The organism is Pseudorhizobium endolithicum (genome assembly GCF_902153245.2).
Classification (GTDB): domain Bacteria; phylum Pseudomonadota; class Alphaproteobacteria; order Rhizobiales; family Rhizobiaceae; genus Neorhizobium; species Neorhizobium endolithicum.
Window position 1 is genome coordinate 185,397 of the sequence record NZ_CABFWF030000012.1, and the last position, 23,159, is coordinate 208,555.

Genomic DNA, 23,159 nt, shown 5'->3' on the forward strand with positions numbered 1-23,159 from the left:
CGATGAGGAGCATCTTACCCCGCGAGATAGAAAGCCTTTGGACGCTGTTCACCGCGCCTGTCGTATGGGCGCTCCATTTCATCGTCTGTTATGTCGTGGTCGCGATCTACTGCGAGAAGGCCGGCGTCTGGGAAATCGATTTCAACAGCATCAGGATCGGTCTCGGCCTGCTGACGCTGGCGGCGCTCGGGATGATCGTCCTGTCCGCCTACCTGGCCTGGCGACAGTGGGGATTCGGTTCGGGCGACCCGCCCCATGACCGGCCTACGGACCATGACCGGCGGCTCTTCCAGGGTTTCGCCACCCTGCTGCTGTCGGGCCTGAGTTTCGTCGCCGTCGTCTATGTGGCCATTCCCCTGATCTTCATCGCGGGGTGTCAGCAATGAAGATCGCCTGCCTCTCGTTCGGCATTCTCCTTCTCGTCGTCGCATGGCTGGTGATCCTTCCCTTCGGCGGGCGTGGCTCCTTCACAATCCACATGATCGTGCACATGAGCGTCGTTGCCGGCGCCGCGCCGCTGATCGCCATCGCGCTGTCCGGCACGCGATACGACCTGACGATGCGCTGGTCATGGTTCTCCCCCGTCGTCGCGTCCCTGGTAGAGCTGTTCGCCGTCTGGGGATGGCATCTGCCGAGCGCGCGCGCCTTCGCGGAAGCCTCCTGGTTTGCGACCGCTCTGGAGCAGATGACCTTCTTCGGCGCCGGGACGCTGCTTTGGCTGTCTTGCCTCGGCGGGGCGCTGGATGGACGGGAGGGGCGCCGTCTGGCGGGCACGTGCGGGCTGCTCTTCACATCCATGCACATGACGCTCCTGGGGGCTCTGCTGGCATTGTCGCCCCGGCCGCTCTACGGCACCGCCGAGGTTACCTGCTTCGGCATTCCGTTGGGCGCAGGGGTCGATCAGCAGGCCGGCGGCGTCGTGATGCTGCTGGTGGGGGCCATCGTCTATCTGGCAGGCGGCGTCGTTCTCCTGTCCTCCGCGCTTGAACCCGGCAAAGCATCGGGAGGCCCTGCATGATCGTCCGCTGGAAACATCTGATCATCGGCGCCGTGCTGTTGCCCGTCATAGGATTGCTGGTCGGATGGTCCGGGTTGATCGGGGTGGGGGCCAGCAGCGGTCATTGGGCCGTTACCGACTGGTTTCTGCACTGGGTGATGCGCAACTCCGTCCGCACCGCTGCAATTTCGGTGGACGCTCCGCCGCTTGACGACCCGGCCCTGCTGCCGCACGCGGCCGGGCACTATGAAACCGGCTGCGCCATCTGTCACGGCTCGCCGACGCAGCCGCGCTCCGAGGCGGTGCTGGCCATGCTGCCGGTGCCTCCGGACCTGAAGATGGTGGTGCCGACCTGGACCGATGAGGAATTGTTCCAGATCGTGCAGCATGGCGTTCGCTTCACCGGCATGCCCGCATGGCCAACCGAGGTCAGGCCCGACGAAGTCTGGGCGATGGTGGCGTTTCTCCGCGAGCTTCCCGAAATGAGTGCGGAACGATATCATGAGGTGTCCGGCCTGCACCCACCCCCAATGGAAGGGGAGGTTTCGCCGCTTCCCATCACCTGCGAAAGTTGCCACAGCGAACGCAAGCTTTCGGCGAGCAGTCTGATTCCCAGTCTCGCCGGGCAGTCGGAAGCTTACTTGCTGGAGAGCTTGCGCGCCTATTCCGAAGGCGAACGGCCGAGCGGCATCATGGAGGTTGCAGCCGGGACGCTCCCCGAGGCTGCATTGCCGGATCTGGCGAGATATTATGCGAGGCAGCAGCGCCCGCAAAGGCCTCCGCTGCCGGCCGACCAGGCATTGCTCGACAAGGGCCGCATGCTGGCCGAGCGAGGGCGCCCGGGAGAGAAAGTGCCGGCCTGCCTTTCATGCCATGAAAAGGCGGGGGCGAACCCGGTTTATCCGAAGCTTTCAGGACAGAGCCGGCCTTACCTGGAGCGGCAGTTGAACTTGTTCAAGCAGGGGGTTCGCGGCGGCACGTCCTACAGCCACCTGATGACCGAGGCGGCGCGCAAGCTCACGGATGAAGACATAGCGGCGGCGGCGGCTTACTTCGCGCAGCGACGCGTCCCGTCCATGCCTTAGATCGGTACCACCATCATGTAGCAGGCGGCAACGACCATGACAAAGCCGGCTGCTTCGACCCATTCCCTGACCATGACTGCCTCCATTGCTCGTGAGCAGTGAACGACGACATGGTCATCCTGTTCCACGGAATGGACACAAAGATGACAAACCTGCCTTAAACGTGAAAATTTAGTTAGCGTCGGCCGCTGCGCGTGCTCGTGCTGCCTCCAGAATGGCGCGGATTTCCCGCGCCGAGGCGTTGGCGATCGCAAATCCCTCATCCGGCAGGACACCCGGATCCTCCTCGTTATCCTTGAAGGTGGCGTCGTCGCGCAGTCGCTGCAAGAATTGGGTGATCGTGATCTCGCCCCCGATCATGGCGGCGAGCATGTCGATCATCAGTTCGCGATGCGCATTGAGCCGGCCTTCGAGTGCCTCGATCGTGGGGGCTGTCATGGTCATGTCTCCTCACTTTGGCGATGCTTGAGAAATAGGCGCGCGGCAAGAAAGGGAACCAGGGACGTAGAGGCGAAGTTTAACACGGCAAAGGAGAATGCCATGGGAAGAATGGTCAATGCGGCCGCAGGCCCGATACGTGACGTGAAGGATCGGCTCATCATCGCCCTCTACGCGCAGTTGAAGGCCGAGAGGCATACGCGCGAAGCCCTCGAAGATGCCATCCGCAGTGGCGCTGTTTCATCGGAGGTGCTGGAGGCGATCGCAGGCGATCCCGTCCCTGTCGCCTCCGGCGATGACCTGGCGGCGATAGAGAGAGTGATCGCGATCGACAGGCGCAGGCGCCAAACTTTGTCCACCGTCCTTCATGAAGAGTGAATGCCATGAAAAAGTTCATAGTCCCGTTGATGTCCGTCCTGCTCCTCTCCGCCTGCGGCGACGGTGGAAACAACAGCCAGTCCGATCCCGTGGACAATACGCCCGCCAGCGGTGCAACATCGGCACCGGCAGATCAGGACCCGACACCCCAGACCGGCACCGGAGGGCAGAGCCCGGTCGAAAGTCCGGCCGGCACCGAGAAGCGATAATTGTCAACTGGTGGAAGGAACGAATGCTGCGTCGCTCCATTGTTAGGGAGTTACGCACAGGGGCGACGCATGAAATCCGAAAACCAGTCCTTCACAATCCAGCCCGGCAGTTGGTCCGAGCTCGGCGCGACGTATGATGGCGATGGCACCAATTTCGCGATCTTCTCGGCCCACGCGGAGCGGGTGGAGCTATGCCTCTTCGACAGCACGGGCACCAGGGAGATCGCGCGGCTCGAGCTTCCCGAATATACGCACGAGATCTGGCATGGATATGTCCCCGGCCTTAGGCCCGGTGCGCTGTATGGCTACCGCGTTTACGGCCCTTTCGAGCCGGAGAACGGCCACAGGTTCAACCCGAACAAGCTGGTGATCGACCCATACGCCCGCGAACTCGTGGGGGATGTGAACTGGAACGAGGCACACTTCGCCTATGATTTGCTGCATGAGGACAAGGACCTCACCTTCGACGAGCGCGACAGCGCGCCGTTCATGCCCAAGTGCCGGGTAACGGACCCGAACGGCTTCGACTGGCACGATGCGACCCGGCCCAACATCTCCTGGCCCTCGGCAATTGTCTATGAAACGCACGTGAAAGGCTTCACGCAGCTCAACCCGGCCATCCCTCAGGAGTTGCGGGGAACGTTCGAGGGCATGGGCCACAAGGCAAGCGTCGACTACATCAAGAGCCTGGGCATCACATCCGTCGAATTGATGCCCGTCCATTACTTCCCGGATGACCAGCATCTGCTGGACAAGGGGCTGCACAACTTCTGGGGCTACAACACCCTCGGATTCTTCGCACCCGCTCCCCGCTATTACGGGTCGCGCGGTCTGGAGGGCTTCCGGGAGATGGTCCGCAACTTCCACGACGCGGGGATCGAGGTGATCCTCGACGTCGTCTACAACCATACCGCCGAAGGCAACGAACTCGGGCCAACCCTGTCCTTCAAGGGGATCGACAACTTCTCCTACTACAGGACCATGCCCGACCAGCACCGGTACTACATCAACGATACCGGCACCGGAAACACGGTCAACACTTCGCATCCGCGGGTCCTGCAGATGATCATGGATTCGCTGCGCTACTGGGTGCAGCACATGCATGTCGACGGCTTCCGCTTCGACCTCGGCACGATTCTCGGCCGGGAGCCGGCGGGTTTTGACGAGCGGGGCGGCTTCTTCGACGCCGTAACGCAGGATCCGGTGCTCTCGAAGGTCAAGCTGATCGGCGAGCCTTGGGACATAGGTCCGGGTGGATATCAGGTCGGCGGCTTTCCCCCCGGCTGGGCGGAGTGGAATGATAAGTACAGGGATACCGTTCGCGAGTACTGGATGGGCGTCAACGTCTCGACCGACTTCGCCGCCCGCCTTCTAGGCTCCGGCGATATCTACGACCTGCGCGGCCGGCGCCCCTGGGCAAGCGTCAATTTCATCGCGGCCCATGACGGCTTTACCCTCAACGACCTCGTCTCCTACAACGAGAAGCACAACGAGGCGAACGGCGAGGACAACAACGACGGTCACAACGACAACCGCAGCTTCAACTACGGCGCCGAAGGCCCTACGGACGACGAGGGCATCAACGACGTCCGCGAGCGCCAGAAGCGCAACTTCCTGGCGACGCTCTTCCTGTCGCACGGTACGCCGATGCTGCTCGCCGGCGACGAGTTCGGCCGCAGCCAGATGGGCAACAACAACGGCTACTGCCAGGACAGCGAGATCTCCTGGGTCCACTGGGAGAACCTTCCCGATGCGAACGAGCAACTGCGAGAGTTCACTCGCCAGATCATCGCGCTGAGAAAGGCGCAGCCGATCTTCCGGCGCGAGAGCTGGCGCGACGGCATGGAGGTCCGCTGGTTCAACGCGGGAGGCGGCGAGCAGCTTCCGGAACAGTGGCAGGAGGGGACGACACTGGGCCTCAACCTCCGCCGTGCGGATCTTGCGGAGGAGGGGGTGTGGTCCAACGTCCTCGTGCTGTTCAATCCCTTCGAGGGAACGGTTCCGTTCCATATTCCTCGGATCGGAGAGGGTCGGTGGGTGATGGAACTCACCACCGCCGACCCATCCCTCCATGGGGTGGAGGTTGAGCAGGATCAGGATTTCGAACTCGAAGGCAGGACCTTGGTGGTGATGCGACGCACCTGAGGCGGACGCAGACGAAAGGAACCCCGCGCTGCGGGGTTCCGGCGCCCTAGCGCCTAGTTCTGATTATCATCGAAGGGGGCCACGGACCGGGGAACTGGCAGCTTTACGGACCAGGCTGGCATAGACCGTTGCATACTGCTGGGCGCTGCGATCCCAGGAGAACTTTGCTTTCATTCCCTGGTTCTGGAGCCGGGCCCATTGCTTCGGATCCTGGTAGACGTGCAAGGCACGGCGCAGCGCCATGCGCAGCCCGTCGACAGTCACCGGATGGAACTGAAACCCCGTCGCCACCCGCGCGGACATGGCGGCGTCGTTTGCATCAATGATCGTCTCGGAAAGACCGCCAGTGCGGGAGACCACGGGCACGGCACCGTAACGCAGGGCGTAAAGCTGGGTCAGGCCGCAGGGCTCGAACCGCGATGGCTGCACGATCGCATCCGAACCACCATGGATGAGGTGGGCGGTCGGTTCGTCATAACCGATGCGGACGGCCATCCGCCCTGGATGGCGGCCGGCCACCTCCATCAGCTGCTGCTCGATTGCATGATCCCCCTGACCGAAGACAATCAGCTTGCCGCCGTTCCAGATGATCTCGTCGGCCGTTTCGGCCAGCATGTCCATGCCCTTCTGCCACGTAAGGCGGCTGACAGCAGAGAAGACCGGGCCTGCGTCCTGGGCGTCGAGACCAAATTTCCCGAGGAGCGCCATTCGGTTCGCCCGCTTTCGCTTGAGGCTCGTTGCATCGTAGGTCACGGGCAGGTGCGGATCGGCAGCGGGATTCCACACGTCGAGGTCGATGCCGTTGACTATCCCCCTTAAGGCCGCTACGCGCTCATTCAATACCCCGTCCATACCCATGCCGAAGCGAGGCGTCAGGATTTCGCGTGCATAGGTGGGGCTCACGGTCGTGATGACGTCGGATGTCCGCAGGCCACCCTTCAGGTAGCTGATGTCCCCAAAGTACTCCAGGCAATCCATCGAGTACAGGTCCGGTCTCAACCCCAGTGCCGGCAGGAGACCGGCAGGGAACTGGCCTTGGAAGGCGATATTATGGATCGTCAATACCACCGGGGTCGGCAGCGACATCTCGCGCATGTAGACGGAGGTCAGCGCGGTCTGCCAGTCATGGGTATGAACCAACTCGGGGATCCAGCCGGGAAGCGCGCCATCGGCAAGTTCCGCAGCCGCGAGGCTGAGGACCGCGAAACGCTTCCAGTTGTCGGAATGGTCGATCCCGCCGGAGTTCACGTATGGCCCACCCTCTCTCAGGTAGAGCGCCGGGCAATGCAGTGCGAAAATGCTCAAACCATCGACCCGCCCGTAGAGCAGCGACGCCCGTTCTCCCAGCAGGTCATCGAAAAGCAGAAGAGGAGGGGCGCTGCCGAGCTTTTGCAGCACGGCCGGATAGCCGGGAACCAGGGTGATGGTTTCGATTCCGCAACGTTGCAGCGCCTTTGGCAGGGACCCGGTTACGTCGGCAAGCCCCCCCGTCTTGACCAGGGGGAAGACCTCCGAAGTGACGGAAAGCACCTTCATGGGCGAGATGCTTGGCGTTCGCGTCACCTGACGCAGAAAGTCGTCCGCAAAGCTCCCCGTCGGGAAGGGTTCAGGCGAGAAAAACGCGTTGGTCATGCCAGCCTCCACCGTGCACCGGGCCGGTTCTGTCCAACGGGAAGGGAGGCACATGCGTTCCAAGGAAGAAGAGAATTAGGATGTCCATAGCAGCGCACAGGGATTCCGCCTGACGAAACAAAGAGCACCCGGCTCGATGCCAGGGGCATTGTGTGGAGTTCAGTCTTGTTTCGGCGGCTTCTTGGCGCCTTTTGATCCAGCCTTTTTCGGCGCAGGCGACGATGACGCCAAGGAGCCTTTGGCCGCAGCGGCTGCCGAAGTGCGCGAGGCTCTTTTCGGCTTGTCTGCACGGAACGCCGCCAGTTCCTGTCGAGCCTTTTCCCAATGCTCGGCATGCTTCCCGGATGGACGCCCTTCTTCCTCCCAAAGCGAGTAGGCTCGCCTGCGAATCCATTCGTCCTCGTTGTCCGCCATTGATGTCTCCATTCGCCGGAGTTCGAAACGCACCGGCGGTAGGGAAGTTCCAGAAGTAAGGATGATTTTCAGACGCAGGCGAGATGAAGGGAACTTTTGGTCCCGCCGGGAGTTTGCACGCGCTGAAGGAGGATCATCATGAACAAGTACTGTGACATCATCCCGCACTGCGATGGATGGACCTACGTCCTGAACGGGGTCGAAGCAGGCTGCACGTTTCATACCTATGAACTTGCGGTGGAGGCCGCAAAGCGGCAACTGCTCCGGGAGCAGCGGGACCGGGTCTTCCGGCAAAAGGGACTGAACGGGGAGATGCTGCCGATCAGGCCGCCGGCGTTTCCTCAGGCCTCTTTCTGAGTTCAGTCGATAAAAAAGCCCGGCGTTACCGGGCTTTTTCGCTGTTACGCATGGCGCTCTGGTGCCATTCGCGCTCAGGCTGCCTTCTGCGCCGCGGCGTTGACGGCGGACTCGGCCAGTCCGGTCAGTGTCTCGTCCGTCTTGCTTTCTTCCGCGAGGGTTTCCTCCAGAAGACGCACGGCGTCCTTCAGGCCGAGTTGCTGAGCCCAGGCGCGCAGCGTGCCGTAGCGGCTGATCTCGTAATGTTCGACCGCCTGCGCAGCAGCGAGGAGACCGGCGTCGAGAGCTGGGGTGCCCTTGAACTCTTCGAGGATCTCTTCACCCTCTTCGATGATGCCGTCGATCGCCGGGCAGGTCTTGCCGCGGGCGCGCTTGCCGATGATTTCGAAGACTTCCTTCAGCCGCTCGATCTGGCCTTCGGTTTCTTCCTTGTGTTGCTGGAAGGCGGCCTTCAGCTTCTCGTCCTGAGCGCCGCGAGCCATCTTCGGCAGAGCCTTCACAATCTGGCGCTCCGCATAATAGATGTCCTTCAGCGTCTCGTAGAACAGGTCGTCGAGGGTCTTGCTAGCCATGCTTCGTCTCCTGATTTGGGTTGGGTGTTTCCGCTGCTGTTAACGGCGCGTCCCGGCAAAGGTTCCGCCTAACCGCTATTGCCTGAAGGTCGTCTGACGGCCGCCTTCAGGCTTGTCGTAGAGGCGCTCAACAGCCTCTTCCTGGCGAAGCTTTTCAGCCGCCCCGAGGCGTCGACGACGCATCAGCCCGTAGGCGATGACGATACCGAGAAGGACCGGTCCCAGCGCTACGATGATGAACCAAAGCTTGTCGGCCATGGATATCTCCTCTCCTCGAGATCAGTGGCGCTCGGCGGAGACGGTAAGCCGATTGTTGCAGCCCGTCACTCCGGCCACGGCCATTGCGCATTCCTCGGCGCGCCGGGCGTCCGCCTCGCGGGCCACCGAGCCCGTTAACGAGACCACACCGTCGTTGACCTCGACCATGATGTTCGTCGGATCGAGAAATGCATCCTGCGTCAGCGCCTCGTTGACCGCTGCCTGGACCTGATCGTCGGGTCGATCGTATCCAGCAGGGGCTACGTCGCGCTTTTTCTCCTGGCCCTCGTTCTCCGCGAAGATGTTCGCCTCTCCCTGCAGATAGCCGCTCGGACGGTTTTCCGCCGGGCCCTCCCAGCGGGGCCATTGCGAGGTTTCGCCGGGGCGACCGGGTTTCGGCTGTTCGTGTTTCATGGCGTTTCTCCGTCGTGAAGGTTCTATGTCGAGACAACCTGCTGACGGCCTCGAAGGTTCCGCCTACGCCCACCAATCCAGCACGTCCGGGACACTCGAAAGACGAAGCTGGGAGGAGAAACGGGTGCCGTAGAGCTCCAGTGTCGCATCATGGGTCTGGTCGGAAGTGCTGCAGATGGCGTCCTTGAGCAGGGTGATCGAGTAGCCGAGATCGACGGCCCCCATGACCGCAGCTAGGACGCAGACGTCGGTCTCTCCCCCGGATATGATGAGCGATGTCACCTCCTGTTCCTGCAGGAACCGGTGAAGCCGCCCGTCGAGCCAGGGAGAATAGATGGTCTTGTCGAATACTGTTGCTGGCGGCACCAACGCGCGCAGTTCCGGTAGGATATCCACCATTTCGTCCCCAAGGATGGCTCGCGTCATCATCGGCCATTTGCGGTAGTAGTCCCGCCACGTCCCTTGTCTGTCCTCCGCCTGCACCGGTGGAATAAACCGTGTAAATACGGTCTCCGCCGGATGTGCTGCCGCCAAGCGGGCAACCGGGCCCCGCACCTTGTCCATCCAGGGAACGTTCCACGGGGTGTCTTCCGCGAACATGCGCTGCATGTCGACGCACAGGTGACGACACCGAAGTGGATCTTCCATCTGCTCCTCCTGCTATCGGAGAGCTTGAACGGAAGGTCGCCGCCAAAGTTCCGGAGATGAGGGACGTGAAAGGAAGAGAGGCGCGTCTATCGGCGACGGGGGGTGCAGCAGAAGGAGATTCTGCGGATGATGTCAGGCAGAATAGGCTCCAGGACGCCTCGGACCGGGGACCTGTCTTCGTCTACTTCTCCAGCTTTTCCGAAAGGGCCTTCTGAAGTTGCTGGGCCAGTTCCAGGAGACGATCGGGCACGGGCTCGTTCTCGATCTCGTTGAGCAGGACTGCCACTTCGCGGCTGACGCGCCGTCCAAGCCGAAGTTCGGCCTCTGTCCCCTGATCGATTTTCTTTACCATTCCGACCTCTGACGATGGAGTGAAGGTCATCGCCCACCTTTTCGCCGACCTTACATTGTTCCTCCATACAGCAATATTGAAAACTTCGGAAATCCCGAAAAAGTCAGGGGTCAAAATAAGCGAAAGGCGACCTGCGTGCGGTCGCCTTTAGACAGATGCTTTCGCCTGCTATTTGGGTGGTGGTGGCGTTCCTGCAGGTATGGAAGTGGTGGTGGTGGCGACGGGGTCACTGGCGGGGAAGGTATCTTCCAGCCCCTCCTCCAATTCCTCTTCAAGAGCTGCGCGATCCTCCCGTTTCCGTGCAGAAGGGGTGACACCCTTTTCTTCTTCAGGTTTTTTCTGGTTATCGGCGATCATCTCTCGTCCTCCGTTTCCGAGTTGCGGGTGAACGTCGGGCCAAGGGCGAATGTTCCAGATGGCGCTGCCGCCTCGGAACCATTCCCGGTGCACCGCCGTTGCCCGCCATCGACGACGATCTGGAGGCTGTGATGGCGCCGCGTGCGTTCTGGAAGGGGTATCTGAAGCTCTCCCTGGTCACCTGCCGCGTGAGCATGACACCGGCCGTGTCGGAATCCGCAAAGGTCCGCTTCCACAATCTCAATCGCAAGACCCATAATCGCGTCATGAGCCAATATGTCGACGCGGTATCCGGTGAGGCGGTGGATGACGAGGATCAGGTCAAGGGATATCCGAAGGGCGAGAACGAATACGTCCTGTTCGAGGATGAAGAGATCGAGGATGTCGGGCTGGAAAGCACCCGCACCATCGACATAGAGACCTTCGTCCCGGTGGAATCGATCGGCTGGATCTGGTACGACCGTCCGCACTATCTGGCGCCCGACGACGAGGTGAGTGCCGAAGCCTTTGCGGTGATCCGTGAAGCGATGGCCAAGACCGGAACGGCGGGCATTGCCCGCCTGGTCATGTATCGCCGGGAACGGGCCGTCCTGCTCGTCCCCAAGGAGAACGGCATCGTCGTCTGGACTCTGCGATACGGCGACGAGGTGCGTGAGGCCGGTGATTATTTCGGGAACATCGAGCGGGACAAGCCCTCCTCGCAGCACCTCAGCATGATGAAGAAGCTGATCGAGGAGCGGACTGCGCACTGGAAGCCTTCCATGGCGGACGATCCCGTCCAGGACCGCCTGCTCGACATCATCGCGGCGCGCAAGAAGGGCAAGAAGGTCAAGAAGCCGGCAGAACCGAAACCGGAGCAGCCGAGCAATGTCATCGACATCATGAGCGCGCTCAAGAAGAGCCTCGCGGCGGAGCGCAAGTCATCCCGTTGAGAGGCTAACGCTTTCGCCTTGTCTTCCCCGCAACCGTGATTTCGGCCTCCGCCGCGCGGAAATCCGCCCATGGATCGTTTCCGAGTTGCTCAAGGCGGGCTACGGCATTGTTCACGGTGAAGTAGGCGGGTCCGATGGCTCCGCCCAATTCCTCCCACGCCACCGGCATGGAGACCGGCGCGCCGGCTCGGGCGCGTGTGGAATAGGGCGCCACCGCCGTCGCTCCCCGCCCGTTGCGCAGGTAATCGATGAGGATCTTGCCCTTGCGTTTGGATTTGGTGATCGTGGAGACGTAGCGGTCGGGACTGTCGCCCGCCATGCTGTCGGCCAGCGCCTTCATGGCGGCCTTCACGTCCGGCCATTCTGCCTTCGGTTTCACCGGAGCGACCACATGCAGTCCCTTGCCGCCTGAGGTTTTGACAAATCCGGCCAAACCCATGGCTTCGAAACGCGCTTTCACTTCGTGCGCGGCGGCAATGACGTCATCCCACGTGGTCCCTTCGCCCGGATCGAGGTCGATGTTGACCATGTCCGGCTTCTCCCAGCGATCGATGGTCGATCCCCAGGGATGAATTTCCAGCGTACCGCCCTGCACCAGGCCCAGAAGCCCGTCCAGGTCGTGGATGACGATGTCCTCCTCTGAAGGATCGGCCGGGTCCTTCGCCGTCCTGATCTGCTTGTTCATGCCTTTCCAGGCGTGCTTCTGGAAGAACAGCGCCTTGCCGATCCCGTCCGGTCCACGCACCAGGGCGAGAGGCCGGTTGACGACATAGGGCGCCATGAAGCGCCAGACCTGGATATAGTAGTCCGCAAGCCCCGCCTTGGTCACGCCCGCCTCCGGCCAGTATACCCTGTCGGGATGGGTCAGGTTGACGGTGCGCCTGGCCGGATCCTCCGGAGGCTCGGCTTTTGCTTCCATGGGACCTGTCTCCCGGATCACGTCGCGGGCCAGCTTGTCCTCCCTGAGGCCCCGGTAAGCCGCATGGCGGATGTGGGAATCCGCCGTCCACCCACGGAACTCCACCTCTGCCACCAGTTCAGGCTTCAGGAAGACGACATCCTTCTTCTCCACACCCGTCAGCTTCTCTCCGAAAGGGCTCCTGTCGGTCCGCAGATCCTGCAACTGGCGGAAGAGCGATTGCGCGACCTTGTTACTGTAACCCGTGCCCACGCGGCCGGCATGCTTCAGCGTGTCGCCATCGTAGTAACCCATGACCAGCGAGCCGATCGCATTGCTGGAGACGGACGAGGGGACATAGCCGGCGACCACGAACTCCTGCCGCGCAGAACATTTCGACTTGACCCAATCCCGGCCCCGACCGCCGCGATAGGGAGCATCGCCGATCTTCGAGATGATCCCCTCCAGGCTCAGGCGGCAGGCATGCTTGAGGACGAGCCCGCCTTCGTCGCCGAAGTGCTCGCTGTATCTCAGCACGGCCGCGCAGTCCGCGAGAATGGCTTCCAGTGCCTGCTTTCTGTCCAGGAGCTTCGCGCCGGTGAGATCATTTCTATCAAGGTGGAGGAGATCGAAGGCGAAGAAGACGAAGCGGTTCGTGCGGCCTTCGCTCAGGTCCTGTTGGAGGAGGGAGAAATCCGTTGCCCCCGATCCGCCATTGACCACGATTTCGCCGTCTATGATCGCCTGCTTGACCGGCAGTTGCCTGAGCGCGTCGACGATTGGCTTGCCGAACTTGTGTGTCCAATCCAGGCCTGTCCGCGTCAGCAACCGGACATCGCCGCCATCGATGCGTGCCTGAAGCCGATAACCGTCGAGCTTGATCTCGTGGATCCAGCGTTTGCCGGACGGGGCGCCCTTCACCAGCGTTGCAAGCTGCGGAGCAACGAAGTCCGGCAGGTTGGCCTTTCGTGCACCTTTGATCTTCTGTATATCGGGTGTGACGGGACCGTTGAGTTCCTTGTCCGTCGGAGGTTGGACGCCCGTTGCGGTTGTTCTTTTCTTCGCAAGCTTCTTGGGCGCTTTCCCGCCCTGGAGTTCCTCGATCACGCGTCCGGTCTTCACGGACTTCGGGAGTTCCTCGAGGATGTCCGGATCGCTCTCGGCTCGGGCAAACTCGTCCTCGCCCTTTATGAGCAGCCAGTTCTCGCGCTTCTCGCCCCTGCGATTGGCCATCTTCACCAGGTGCCATCGGCCCCGCAGTTTTTCGCCCTCGAGCTCGAATTCCATGTGGCCCTTCCTGTAGGCCTTGTGAGGATCTCCGGTTGCGCTCCAGGTGCCGCGGTCCCAGAGCAGGACGGCGCCGGCGCCGTAATTGCCTTCGGGTATGACGCCTTCGAAGCCGCCGTAGTCCAGCGGATGATCCTCCACATGGACCGAAAGCCTCTTTTCTCCCGGCACGAGGCTCGGGCCGCGGGTGACCGCCCAGCTTTTCAGAACGCCATCCATCTCGAGCCGGAAGTCATAGTGAAGCCGGCGCGCCGCATGCTTCTGGATGACGAAGCTCTTTCCGCCCGCTTTCGCTCTTTTTCCCTTGGGTTCGGGAGAAACAGTGAAGTCGCGTTTCTCATTGTAGGTTTCGAGCGCCATTGTCAGCCTGCCTTCCGTTGCGGCTGGGTGCCGGTCTTCGGCTTGCGGGCCGGCTTCTTGGCCGCGGACGCCTTCTTGCTACGTTTTGCATCGGCGCCGGCGCTCTGGCGAAGGGCATCGAGCAGGTTCGAAACCTTCTTCGGCTCCGGCTTCGGCTTCTTCGCCAGCTTGCGCCCCTCGATCTTCGCCTTGATCAAATCGGCAAGCGCCGTCTCGTAGCGGTCGTCGAATTCGGTCGGATCGAACTTGCCTTTCTTGGTGCCGATGATGTGCCGGGCGAGGTCGAGCATTTCGCCCTCGATCTTGAACTGGGCTATATCCGAGAATACCTCGCTGGCAGGCCTGACCTCATAGTCGTAGTTGAGAGTGCTGGCGATCAGGCCCTGATCCGTCGGGCGGATCAGCAACGTACGCAGTCTGCGAAACAAAACGGTCCGGGCAAGCGCCGCGACATTCTTCTCCTCCAGCCCCTTGCGGATCAGCGAGTAGACCTCGGTTGCCGCCTTGTCTGCCGGTGCAAGATAATAGGGACGATCCAGAAAGATCGTGTCCACCTCGCCGCAGGGAATGAAGCTTTCCAGTGCGAGCGTCTTGTCACTGTCGGGCACCGCCGCCTTGATCTCCTCCGGTTCGAGGATGACATACTGGCCGCTCGCGACTTCATAGCCCTTTACGATGTCCTCGTTATCCACTTCACGGCCGGTATCGGCATCGACGAGCTGGCGATGGACGCGATGCCCCGTCTCCCGGTTGACGATATGAAAACTGACGCGGTCGGCGGTCGAAGCGGCGGTATAGAGCGCCACCTGGCAGCTCAACTCTCCTACCTTGAGATAGCCCTTCCAGTTTGCTCTCGGTGCCACGGATCGAACTCCCCGAAAAGCCTTATCAACAGAGGCCGGTGGAACTTTGTTCCTTCTTCCGGTTGCAGCTCGATGGAGATGACGAATGTCAACCTGCTTCGGGGAACCAAAGGCGTGAACGGCGCGTTTGCCACCGTCATCCCGTCAGCGAGACTTCGGAGAGGTAGGCACGGTGTCTGAATCACAGTTGAATCGTGATCCTGCACGCGCAGACATAGTAAAGCTTATTCCCGCTCTCCGCGCGTTTGCCCGCACCTTCTGCCGCAATCCCACGGATGCCGACGATCTTGTTCAGGAAACGCTGATGAAGGCCCTGGCGAATCTCGACAAGTTCGAGCCCGGGACGAAGCTGAAGTCCTGGCTGTTCACCATCATGCGCAACACCTTCTACACCCGTTCCAAGGTGCTTGGCCGGGAGGCGCCGGGCATGGACGAGCCGGTGTCCGGAGATTCTCCGATGCCGGCGACCCAGGAGGTGAGTGCGCGCGCCAAGGAAGTGCAGCGCGCCCTGCAGAAACTGCCGCCGCATTACCGCGAGGTGCTGACGCTCGTGGCGATCCTCGGCGAGAGCTACGAGACGACCGCAGAAATTTGCGACTGTGCCGTCGGCACCGTCAAAAGCCGGCTGAACCGGGCACGGCACCAGATCCTGCTGGAGCTCGGCGAAGAGCCGGTGTGACGAACAGGAAGGCCAAGGGAGGTTCACATGGCAGGCAGATTGGTGGCAGCATTCGCGGCGGCGGCTTTCTTCGGCAGCGGCGCCACGGCTCAGGAGACGACAGCCACGGCAAAGTTCATCGGCGCGGACGGGGCCGAGGTCGGAACCGCAACGCTGACCGCGACGCCAGCCGGCGTTCTGGTCGAAGCCGAGGTTTCCGGACTGCCCGCGGGCCAGTGGGTCGGCTTCCATTTTCACGAGAACGGGACGTGCGATCACCAGAGCGGCCACGAGAGTGCAGGTGGACATTTCAATCCCCAGGGCAAGGAACACGGATACAGATCGGCCGGCGGCCCCCATGCGGGCGATATGCCCAATCAATATGTCGACGCCGAAGGCGTGCTGCGCGCCCAGGCCTTCAACACCTTCGTTTCTCTCGATCAGGGCGCCAACAGCGTCAAGGGGAAGTCGCTGATGATCCATGGCGGGTCCGACGACTACCAGAGCCAGCCCTCCGGCAAGGCAGGGGATCGTCTGGCCTGCGCAGTCATCCAATAGACTGCGCCGTGGCCTCAGCGATCGAGGTCCAGTTCGGGGTAATGGCGGAAGATGCCGGATTCGTTGAAGGCCGGCCTCCTGTCGGACTGAAGGTAGGCCCAGATATTCGGCCGCTTCTTCACCGCCTCTGCAAGCGCCGCCACCGCCGGCCAATCTGTCTCCACGTCGCGCATCGCGTTCGGAAACGCGTATCGAAGCCCCTCGACAACCTGAAACAGGGACAGATCGACATAACTGGTCTCATTCCCGACCAGATGGGTCGGGCCGGTCGGACTGGCGCTCAGGATCTTCTCGAAATAGCCCATGAATTTGGGCAGCCTGGACTGAATGAACCGGCGTGACCTCATCTTTGCCTCGTCCTTCTGGTCCTCATAATAGGCGTCCATTCCCAGAGGATGATGGGTATCGTGAATCTCCGTGACGAAGTCGGCGATGGTCAGTTGCAGGCCATGCGCAAAGGATCGGGCGTCCTCGCCGGCAGGTGCGAGGTTCAGTTTCGGCCCGAGATGCCGCAGGATGTTGGCGACATGCGAGATCACCCGGTCGCCATCCTTCAGGAAGGGCGGTGCGAATGGTATCTGATGGCCATGCTTCCCTTCCAGGAACGCCGTCATCTTCTCCGTACCGCCTGGCTCACGGGCGACGTCCCGGTACGATGCACCGGCGTCCTCAAGGACCAGCCTGACGAACGCGCCGCGGCCCTGGATGCCGTCCCAATAGTACAGCTCATAGGTCATGCGCTTCCTCCGCCTGTCACGAGACATAGTTTGCGATCTGCCGCAACTCGTCAATGAACCGCTGCCTCTCCTGGGCGGACTCCGGCCTGTCCATGGTTCTGAGGAGAGCAGAGGGATGAATGGTGACGAGCACCGACAGGCCGTCGGGCGCCTGCAGGACCCTGCCCCCGTCCCGGGTCACTTTGGCGTCCTTCCCCAGGAGGGAAAACAAGGCGGTTGCTCCAAGCGCGACCACGAGGGACGGACGGATGATGCGAAGCTCTGCTGCAAGCCACCACGCACAGGCCCTTGTTTCGCCGGCATTGGGCTTGGCGTGTATCCGCCGCTTGCCGCGGGGGGTGAACTTGAAGTGCTTCACGGCATTGGTGACGTAGCAGCGGGTACGGTCCACGTCAGCCTCCTCCAGGCATCGGTCCAGCAGCCGGCCGGCCGGTCCGACGAAGGGTCGGGCCGCGAGGTCTTCCTTGTCGCCCGGCTGTTCTCCGACGAGTACCACATCCGCATCGGGCGACCCTTCGCCGAACACGACATGGGTCGCGTGCCTGTAGAGGTCGCAGCGCGTACAGTCCTCGGCAATTGTACGAACGGCATGCAGATCGTCGCCAGGTTGACCGGGGGTCTGGAACGCCGGCCCCGCATGGTTGGATTCCATGGTCACCTCCGGCTTGGGAACACTGCGTCGCGCCCCTTGGTTCCATCTGGGCTCGAGCAACGGCCATGGCGTGGAACTTTCAGCCGAGCGATGGGTTGACGGTCGGGGGTTCGCGGCGCCAGCGGCGATCCGATGCAGCAGTCGGAACAGGATATTCATCATGGCTATTGTGATCACCACGATCGTTATGGGGCTTCTCGGGTTGGCCCTGACCGCCGGCGGCGCCTATCTCGTGAGCCTCGGCGGGAGCGTCTACTACCTCATTACCGGGATTGCCTTCATCCTCACCGCCGTCCTGCTCTACATGCGGCGGCCACTTGCCCTTCTCGTCTACGCGCTCATCGTCGTCGGTTCGCTCGCATGGGCGATTTGGGAAGTGGGGTTCGACTGGTGGCAGCTTGGCCCGCGCGGCGGCGTGATCGTTCTGCTCGGGCTGTGGTTGCTGACGCCTTGGGTCAGGAAGCCGTTGGGTTTCCAAAGCCCAACCGGAAATCGCTATCCGGTCGGTGCGACGCCGCTGGCAGTCTCGATCATGCTGGCGATCATCATCGCCGTTGGCTCCATGTTCACCGATCCCTACCGTATCGATGGCGAGCTTCCGGAGGAATCCGTCGCTGCGGCGCCCGCAATGGGCAATGCTGTGCCGCCCGGGGAATGGCATCAGTACGGACGAACAAACTATGGCCAGCGCTATTCGCCCCTGGACCAGATTACCGTGGAGAATGTCGACCAACTCGAGGAGGTCTGGCGGTACCAGACCGGAGACGTGAAGCTTCCGGAAGATGTCGGGGAAACCACTTATCAGGTCACGCCGCTGAAGGTCGGAAACAGCCTCTACCTCTGCACTCCCCATAACTGGGCCATCGCGATCGACGCCACCACGGGCGAGGAGAAGTGGAAGTTCGATCCGAACGCGGGGCTCAATCCCGACCGGCAGCACCAGACCTGCAGGGGGGTGACCTATTATGCCGATTCTGCCGCACAGCCCGGCGCACCATGCTCGCAACGTGTCTATCTGCCGACGTCGGACGCCCGGCTCATCGCCTTGGATGCAGCCAACGGTCAGGTCTGCCCCTCCTTCGCCGATCAGGGAACGCTGAGGCTTGAGGCCGGTATGCCCTACAATCCGGCCGGATACTATTATTCGACCTCTCCTCCCGTAGTTGCCGGCGGGAAGATCATCATCGGAGGGGCCGTCAACGACAACTATTCGGTACGTTCCCAGTCGGGAGTCATCCGCGCCTTCGACGTCGATACGGGAGAACTTGTCTGGAACTGGGATTCCGGTAACCCGACCCAAACGACACCCTTGCCGCCCGGTCAGACCTACACGCCCAATTCCCCCAACAGTTGGTCGGTGTTCAGCGTCGATGAAGAACTGGGGCTCGTCTATATTCCGCTCGGCAACCAGGTTCCCGACCAGTTGGGGATGGGCCGCAGCGAATCCGTCGAGAAATACTCGTCCTCGATCGTCGCGCTCGATATCAATACTGGCGCGGATCGGTGGGTATTCCAGACGGTACACCACGATCTGTGGGACATGGACGTGCCTGCGCAGCCGGTCCTGCTCGATCTTGCGCAGGAGGACGGAACCATGGTGCCCGCGCTGGTCGGGCCGACCAAGCAGGGCGACATCTACGTTCTCGACCGCCGGACGGGCGAGCCGATTATCGACGTAACGGAGGAACCTGCTCCGGGTGGCGCGATACCGGAAGACTTCACCGCCCCGACCCAGCCGACTTCTGCACTGACGTTCAAGCCGGAACCGCTGCAGGAAAAGGACATGTGGGGTATCTCCATGTTGGACCAGATGGTGTGCCGCATCCGGTTCCACCAGTTGAACTATGAGGGCCGGTATACACCCCCGTCGCTGAACGGGACGCTCGTCTATCCCGGCAATTTCGGCACGTTCAACTGGGGTAGTGTCGCCGTCGATCCGGAACGGCAGGTGATGTTCGGAATGCCCACCTATCTTGCCTTTACCGTGCGGCTGGTCCCCCGCGAGGAGATCCCGCCGAAGGGCGCGGACGAGAAGGGAAGCGAACAGGGGCTGAACCGCAACGAAGGAGCACCCTACGGCGTCTATATGGGGCCGTTCCTGGGCCCGCTTCAGATTCCGTGCCAGGCACCGCCATGGGGCTATGTCGCAGGAGCGGATCTACGCACGGGCGAAATCGCTTACAAGCGTCGCAACGGAACGGTCTACGACATGACGCCCCTGCCGCTGTCGTTCAAGGTTGGGGTCCCGGGTATAGGGGGGCCGATGATCACGAAAGGTGGCGTGGCCTTCCTTGGGGCGGCCGTCGATAACTATCTGCGCGCCTATGACCTCACCACCGGTGAACAGCTTTGGCGCGCTCGGCTGCCGGCCGGTGGACAAGCCACTCCCATGACTTATGCAGTCGACGACGGGCGCCAGTTCGTGGTGATGGTCGCTGGCGGTCACGGCTCCGTCGGGACGAAGCCGGGCGACTATATCATTGCCTATGCGTTGCCTCGCAACTGAGGAGAAAAGGGCCCGGCACCGTCCGGGCCTCAATTCTGAAGCGCGTCAAGCAATCCGGCCGGAGCGGATCTCGTTGCGTACGTCGCCTACGCCGTCCACGCTTCGGGCGATTTCCTCCGCTCGGGCGATCTCCTTCTCGTCCATGACAGAGCCGGTGAGGACGACGGTATTCCCTTCGACCACAACCTGTACGCCCGTCGCATCTATGCCGCCCGCCGCAGCCAGGCTGTCCGCCACGGCGCCTTCCAGCGTGGCGGCCGGCGGAAATTCGCTCTCGACGGTCGGCGGGATCTCATGAAAACTCTGATGCTTGAATACCACGGCAAATCCTCCAGCTGAGACTGGAGGATCAACGCGTGGCAGCAGGGTTGGTTCAGCGTTTCTGGATCGCCGACGAAAGGATCTCTGCCAGTTGCACCTGCGAAAACGGTTTCGACAGCTTCGGCAGCCTCTCTCCTTCGTTCGAGGGAAGCTCGGCATAGCCGGTCGCGAGGATGACGGGCAGTTCCGGCCATCGCCTGTGAACGCGGTCGGCCAGCTCGGCGCCGGTCATCTTGGGCATCGAGTGATCGGTCAGTAAAAGATCGACCCGCTCTCCTCCCTCCAGCATTTCCAGGGCCTGGGCGCCGTTATAGGCTTCGACGACCTGGTGCCCGAGATCCTCCAGCATCAGCGTCGTGTTCATCAGTACGAGAGCATCGTCATCCACGGCCATGACGCGCAAGGTCTCGGGCAGGGGAGGCAGGGCCTGCTCCTGCCGGTGATCCGACGTGACGTGTAGGGCCGACTGATCTGCGACGGGAAGTATGAGGGAAATGCTGGTGCCATGTCCCTTGCTGCTTTCGATCACCAGCTTTCCGCCCGATTGCTCGGCCAGTCCCTGGACCATTGAAAGTCCAAGACCGGTGCCTTTTCCGACGCCCTTCGTCGTGAAGAACGGGGTGGTCGCGCGCTCGATCGTTTCCGTGTCCATTCCCTCGCCCGTATCCTCCACCGATAGCTGGACGAATTCCTTGCCGTCTCCTGAGACCGAAGAGCTCGGGAGGGGGGTGCGACAGGCTCTGATGGTGATCCTGCCGCCTTGCGGCATCGCATCCCTGGCGTTGACGATAAGATTGAGCAGAGCCGTCTCCAGTTGCACCGCATCCGTCAGCACAAGGGGCAGATCGGGCGAGAACTCCGTCTCGATCTCGATCGCCGCGCCGACCGACCGGCGGACGAAATCCATCATGCCCCCGACGACGGAGGAAGTGTCGACGGGTGTCAGGTCGAGATCCTGCTTACGGGAGTAGGCCAGCATCCTCTGGATCAGCGCCACGCCGCGTTCGGCCCCCTGGATCGCGTTGTCCAGAAGCGGCATGAGAGAAGGATCCTGCGGCAGCCTCTTCTTTAGGATGCCGAGGCTTCCGAGGACCGCCATCAGGAGATTGTTGAAGTCATGGGCGATGCCTCCGGTCAACTGGCCGATTGCCTCCATCTTCTGCGCCTGGAAAAGCTCTTCGCGCGCCTGGTTCAAGGCGTTCTGCGCCTCGATCTTCTCCGTGATGTCATGGGTGACCTTGGCAAAGCCCAGAAGCTCGCCGCTTCTGTCACGGATCGCTTCTATGGTGACATGAGCCCAGAAACGGGTGCCATCCTTCCGGACCCTAATTCCTTCCTTCTCGAAACGGCCGTCTCGACGTGCTGCCTCCAAGCCGATTCCTGGCAGACCGGCGGCGCGGTCTTCATCCGTGTAAAAGCGAGAAAAATGGGACCCGATGACTTCTTCACCTCGGTAGCCCTTGATCAACTCGGCTCCCGAATTCCAATTGGTTATGTGGCCACTCGGGTCGAGCATATAGATGGCATAATCGCGAACTCCCTGTACCAGAAGTTGAAACTGCTGCTCGGTCCGCTTCAGTTCCTGCTCCACCCGCCTTCGCTCCGTCAGGTCGCGTGTCACCTTCGCGAAGCCTAGCAGTTCGTGCGAGGGGCTCCAGATCGGGTCTATGATGACGTCTGCCCAAAAGCGGGTACCGTCCTTTTTCACCCGCCAGCCTTCGTTTTCGAACCTACCTTGCGTGGCCGCAGTCTGCAGCGCGCGTCCGGGAAGGCCGTCCTCGCGATCCTCCTCCGTGTAGAAACGGGAGAAGTGGTGGCCGAGTATTTCGTGTTCCTTGTAGCCCTTGAAACGCTCCGCTCCGGGGTTCCAACTGCTCACCCGCCCCTCAGGGTCGAGCATGTAGATGGCATAGTCAGTAATCGAATCGACAAGGAGACGATAACGCTCCTCTTGAATCCCTAGAGTCTGCGGTTGAGTTCGCATTTAATGCATCATCCCCCTGGAACCGTGATCCACGGTTAACCCAATAAAATGTCGGTTTCAGCCGTTTGTTCCACGGATCGATAAAAAATTGACGATCATCAAGACCATAGTGACGGGGTTGTCTAATGGGCGGGACGTTCCGATCGAGTGTGATGCAGCCGGCCACCGCTGGAACTGGGACGAAGGAACGCATCCTGGGCCGCTTGCACGGCGGAATAGATGTAGTCTGACACGAAACGCACGCGAGGGACGTTGCTGAGATCCCTGTGGCAGACGAGCCAGTAATTGCGAGTAAGCGTAATCTCCCGCGGCAGCACGATCTGCAGGTCAGTCAGGGTGCCTGCGATGAAGTGCGGCAGCACGCAAAGGCCGAGGCCGTTCCTGGTCGCGGTCAGCTGGGCGAAAATGCTGGAGCTCTGGAACTGCGGCCTGATGCCCGGATGCACGTCGCCCAGATAGTCCAGCCCGGGCGCAAAGATCATGTCCTGGATATAACCGATAAACGGATGCTCCAGGAGATCGTCGCGCCGGCGGATGGGAGGCGCCTTGGCCAGATAGGCGGTGGATGCGTAGACGTTCAGATTGTAGTCGGTGATCTTCTCGGTCCGGTAGGGCCCCGCCTTCGGCGGGTCCAGCGTCACCGCAATGTCGGCTTCCTTGCGCGAAAGCGACATGATCTGCTGGATGGTCACCAGTTCCAGCGAGATGTTCGGATACTGGGCGAAGAACGCCCCTATCCGCTGCGAAAAGAAGAAGTTCGCAAAGCCCTCGGGAGCACTCAGCCGAATCACGCCCCGCTGCGCCATGGCTCCCGCCGCGACGTCCGCCTGCAGGCGATCGGTTTCGGCCTCCATCTTCTCGGCCGTCTCGACGAAGCGCTGGCCGACCGAGGTCAGGACATAGCCGCGGGGGTTCCGCTCGAAGAGCTTCACCTTCAGCGCGAACTCCAGACGATCGATGCGCCGCGATACCGTTGCGTGGCTGGTGCGCAGATGTCTGGCTGCCGTGGACAATTGTCCGGTTCTCGCGACGGCGAGAAAATACTGCAGGTCGTCCCAAGTGAAATTCGGGTTGCCGCTCATCGTTTCTTCTGTTCACAAATGCACAGAGTCTGTTTGCAATTAATTGGACCTCTTACCTTGCGTCA

At 61.6% G+C, this 23,159-nt stretch carries 28 protein-coding genes; 11 read left to right on the plus strand and 17 right to left on the minus strand.

Going from position 1 to position 23,159, the window contains the following annotated elements:
- The first annotated feature begins 2 nt into the window (after positions 1-2).
- From RTCK_RS10700 to RTCK_RS10710, 3 genes are read left to right on the plus strand one after another with little or no spacing between them, the layout of a single operon-like run.
- Positions 3-386, plus strand: coding sequence for a hypothetical protein (locus tag RTCK_RS10700; RefSeq protein ID WP_142519623.1), 384 nt, complete (start codon positions 3-5; stop codon positions 384-386).
- Entirely contained in the window at positions 383-1,018 is a 636-nt protein-coding gene (locus RTCK_RS10705) for a cytochrome c oxidase assembly protein (RefSeq protein ID WP_142592794.1), read from the plus strand. Before RTCK_RS10700 ends, RTCK_RS10705 begins: the two co-directional genes overlap by 4 nt.
- Complete coding sequence (locus RTCK_RS10710; RefSeq protein ID WP_142592795.1) at positions 1,015-2,082, plus strand: c-type cytochrome; 1,068 nt, start codon at positions 1,015-1,017, stop codon at positions 2,080-2,082. Before RTCK_RS10705 ends, RTCK_RS10710 begins: the two co-directional genes overlap by 4 nt.
- Here the strand turns inward: RTCK_RS10710 and RTCK_RS21010 are convergent.
- Positions 2,079-2,210 carry a hypothetical protein gene (locus RTCK_RS21010; protein ID WP_268963129.1) on the minus strand — a complete coding sequence of 44 codons (132 nt, stop codon included), beginning with the start codon at positions 2,208-2,210 and terminating at the stop codon, positions 2,079-2,081. The two genes, RTCK_RS10710 and RTCK_RS21010, sit on opposite strands and share 4 nt — an antisense overlap.
- Positions 2,211-2,253: 43 nt before the next feature.
- Positions 2,254-2,520 (minus strand): hypothetical protein, encoded by a 267-nt coding sequence (locus RTCK_RS10715; RefSeq protein ID WP_142592796.1) that lies wholly within the window; start codon positions 2,518-2,520, stop codon positions 2,254-2,256.
- Between the two features lie 102 nt (positions 2,521-2,622).
- Between RTCK_RS10715 and RTCK_RS10720 the strand changes: the two genes are divergently transcribed.
- The 3 genes from RTCK_RS10720 (at position 2,623) to glgX (ending at position 5,252) form a co-directional block, all read left to right on the plus strand.
- A complete protein-coding gene (locus tag RTCK_RS10720) occupies positions 2,623-2,898 on the plus strand; it encodes a hypothetical protein (protein WP_142592797.1) in 276 nt (91 codons plus the stop codon).
- Between the two features lie 5 nt (positions 2,899-2,903).
- The gene (locus tag RTCK_RS10725; RefSeq protein ID WP_142519628.1) at positions 2,904-3,107 is read left to right on the plus strand and encodes a hypothetical protein; all 204 of its coding nucleotides are present in this window, start codon (positions 2,904-2,906) and stop codon (positions 3,105-3,107) included.
- A gap of 69 nt (positions 3,108-3,176) precedes the next feature.
- Positions 3,177-5,252 carry a glycogen debranching protein GlgX gene (gene glgX, locus RTCK_RS10730; protein ID WP_142592798.1) on the plus strand — a complete coding sequence of 692 codons (2,076 nt, stop codon included), beginning with the start codon at positions 3,177-3,179 and terminating at the stop codon, positions 5,250-5,252.
- A 66-nt stretch (positions 5,253-5,318) separates the two neighbouring features.
- On the opposite strand, the gene glgA is transcribed toward glgX, so the two are convergent.
- Both glgA and RTCK_RS10740 read right to left on the minus strand, forming a co-directional pair.
- Complete coding sequence (gene glgA, locus RTCK_RS10735) at positions 5,319-6,788, minus strand: glycogen synthase GlgA (RefSeq protein ID WP_142593112.1); 1,470 nt, start codon at positions 6,786-6,788, stop codon at positions 5,319-5,321.
- Between the two features lie 255 nt (positions 6,789-7,043).
- Positions 7,044-7,298 (minus strand): DUF2934 domain-containing protein, encoded by a 255-nt coding sequence (locus tag RTCK_RS10740; RefSeq protein ID WP_185927986.1) that lies wholly within the window; start codon positions 7,296-7,298, stop codon positions 7,044-7,046.
- Between the two features lie 138 nt (positions 7,299-7,436).
- Between RTCK_RS10740 and RTCK_RS10745 the strand changes: the two genes are divergently transcribed.
- Positions 7,437-7,655: a hypothetical protein gene (locus RTCK_RS10745; protein WP_185927987.1), complete on the plus strand. Its 219-nt coding sequence runs from the start codon at positions 7,437-7,439 to the stop codon at positions 7,653-7,655.
- 74 nt (positions 7,656-7,729) lie between these two features.
- Here RTCK_RS10745 and RTCK_RS10750 read toward each other — a convergent pair whose 3' ends face one another.
- From RTCK_RS10750 to RTCK_RS10775, 6 genes are all read right to left on the minus strand, one after another.
- The gene (locus RTCK_RS10750; protein WP_142519632.1) at positions 7,730-8,227 is read right to left on the minus strand and encodes a YciE/YciF ferroxidase family protein; all 498 of its coding nucleotides are present in this window, start codon (positions 8,225-8,227) and stop codon (positions 7,730-7,732) included.
- Between the two features lie 75 nt (positions 8,228-8,302).
- The gene (locus tag RTCK_RS10755) at positions 8,303-8,485 is read right to left on the minus strand and encodes a hypothetical protein (RefSeq protein ID WP_142519633.1); all 183 of its coding nucleotides are present in this window, start codon (positions 8,483-8,485) and stop codon (positions 8,303-8,305) included.
- A gap of 21 nt (positions 8,486-8,506) precedes the next feature.
- Positions 8,507-8,899: a BON domain-containing protein gene (locus RTCK_RS10760; RefSeq protein ID WP_142592800.1), complete on the minus strand. Its 393-nt coding sequence runs from the start codon at positions 8,897-8,899 to the stop codon at positions 8,507-8,509.
- A gap of 63 nt (positions 8,900-8,962) precedes the next feature.
- Positions 8,963-9,547, minus strand: coding sequence for an isochorismatase family cysteine hydrolase (locus RTCK_RS10765; protein ID WP_142592801.1), 585 nt, complete (start codon positions 9,545-9,547; stop codon positions 8,963-8,965).
- A 181-nt stretch (positions 9,548-9,728) separates the two neighbouring features.
- The gene (locus RTCK_RS10770) at positions 9,729-9,899 is read right to left on the minus strand and encodes a hypothetical protein (RefSeq protein WP_185928010.1); all 171 of its coding nucleotides are present in this window, start codon (positions 9,897-9,899) and stop codon (positions 9,729-9,731) included.
- Between the two features lie 168 nt (positions 9,900-10,067).
- A complete protein-coding gene (locus RTCK_RS10775) occupies positions 10,068-10,256 on the minus strand; it encodes a hypothetical protein (protein WP_142592802.1) in 189 nt (62 codons plus the stop codon).
- A gap of 131 nt (positions 10,257-10,387) precedes the next feature.
- On the opposite strand from RTCK_RS10775, the gene ku (RTCK_RS10780) reads away from it, so the two are divergent.
- On the plus strand, positions 10,388-11,188 hold the full coding sequence (ku, locus tag RTCK_RS10780) for a non-homologous end joining protein Ku (protein WP_142592803.1): 801 nt from the start codon (positions 10,388-10,390) through the stop codon (positions 11,186-11,188).
- A 4-nt stretch (positions 11,189-11,192) separates the two neighbouring features.
- Here ku (RTCK_RS10780) and ligD read toward each other — a convergent pair whose 3' ends face one another.
- Together ligD and ku (RTCK_RS10790) are read right to left on the minus strand one after the other, a co-directional pair.
- Positions 11,193-13,733, minus strand: coding sequence for a DNA ligase D (ligD, locus tag RTCK_RS10785; protein ID WP_142592804.1), 2,541 nt, complete (start codon positions 13,731-13,733; stop codon positions 11,193-11,195).
- Positions 13,734-13,735: 2 nt separating this feature from the next.
- The gene (ku, locus tag RTCK_RS10790; protein WP_142592805.1) at positions 13,736-14,596 is read right to left on the minus strand and encodes a non-homologous end joining protein Ku; all 861 of its coding nucleotides are present in this window, start codon (positions 14,594-14,596) and stop codon (positions 13,736-13,738) included.
- Positions 14,597-14,768: 172 nt separating this feature from the next.
- On the opposite strand from ku (RTCK_RS10790), the gene RTCK_RS10795 reads away from it, so the two are divergent.
- Positions 14,769-15,275, plus strand: coding sequence for a sigma-70 family RNA polymerase sigma factor (locus tag RTCK_RS10795; protein ID WP_408004526.1), 507 nt, complete (start codon positions 14,769-14,771; stop codon positions 15,273-15,275).
- A 27-nt stretch (positions 15,276-15,302) separates the two neighbouring features.
- Positions 15,303-15,812 (plus strand): superoxide dismutase family protein, encoded by a 510-nt coding sequence (locus tag RTCK_RS10800; RefSeq protein ID WP_142519640.1) that lies wholly within the window; start codon positions 15,303-15,305, stop codon positions 15,810-15,812.
- 14 nt (positions 15,813-15,826) lie between these two features.
- On the opposite strand, the gene RTCK_RS10805 is transcribed toward RTCK_RS10800, so the two are convergent.
- Both RTCK_RS10805 and RTCK_RS10810 read right to left on the minus strand, forming a co-directional pair.
- The gene (locus RTCK_RS10805) at positions 15,827-16,549 is read right to left on the minus strand and encodes a glutathione S-transferase (RefSeq protein WP_142592806.1); all 723 of its coding nucleotides are present in this window, start codon (positions 16,547-16,549) and stop codon (positions 15,827-15,829) included.
- A gap of 16 nt (positions 16,550-16,565) precedes the next feature.
- Complete coding sequence (locus tag RTCK_RS10810; protein WP_142592807.1) at positions 16,566-17,201, minus strand: UdgX family uracil-DNA binding protein; 636 nt, start codon at positions 17,199-17,201, stop codon at positions 16,566-16,568.
- A gap of 160 nt (positions 17,202-17,361) precedes the next feature.
- Here RTCK_RS10810 and RTCK_RS10815 point away from each other — a divergent pair, with 160 nt between their 5' ends.
- Positions 17,362-19,707: a glucose/quinate/shikimate family membrane-bound PQQ-dependent dehydrogenase gene (locus RTCK_RS10815; RefSeq protein ID WP_142592808.1), complete on the plus strand. Its 2,346-nt coding sequence runs from the start codon at positions 17,362-17,364 to the stop codon at positions 19,705-19,707.
- Between the two features lie 45 nt (positions 19,708-19,752).
- Here RTCK_RS10815 and RTCK_RS10820 read toward each other — a convergent pair whose 3' ends face one another.
- The 3 genes from RTCK_RS10820 to RTCK_RS10830 all read right to left on the minus strand — a co-directional run bounded on the left by RTCK_RS10820 (position 19,753) and on the right by RTCK_RS10830 (position 23,094).
- Positions 19,753-20,028, minus strand: a complete 276-nt coding sequence (locus RTCK_RS10820; RefSeq protein WP_142592809.1) for a BON domain-containing protein — start codon at positions 20,026-20,028, stop codon at positions 19,753-19,755.
- A gap of 52 nt (positions 20,029-20,080) precedes the next feature.
- Positions 20,081-22,012, minus strand: coding sequence for a hybrid sensor histidine kinase/response regulator (locus tag RTCK_RS10825; RefSeq protein ID WP_142592810.1), 1,932 nt, complete (start codon positions 22,010-22,012; stop codon positions 20,081-20,083).
- 122 nt (positions 22,013-22,134) lie between these two features.
- Complete coding sequence (locus RTCK_RS10830) at positions 22,135-23,094, minus strand: LysR family transcriptional regulator (RefSeq protein ID WP_142519646.1); 960 nt, start codon at positions 23,092-23,094, stop codon at positions 22,135-22,137.
- Between the last annotated feature and the right edge of the window lie 65 nt (positions 23,095-23,159).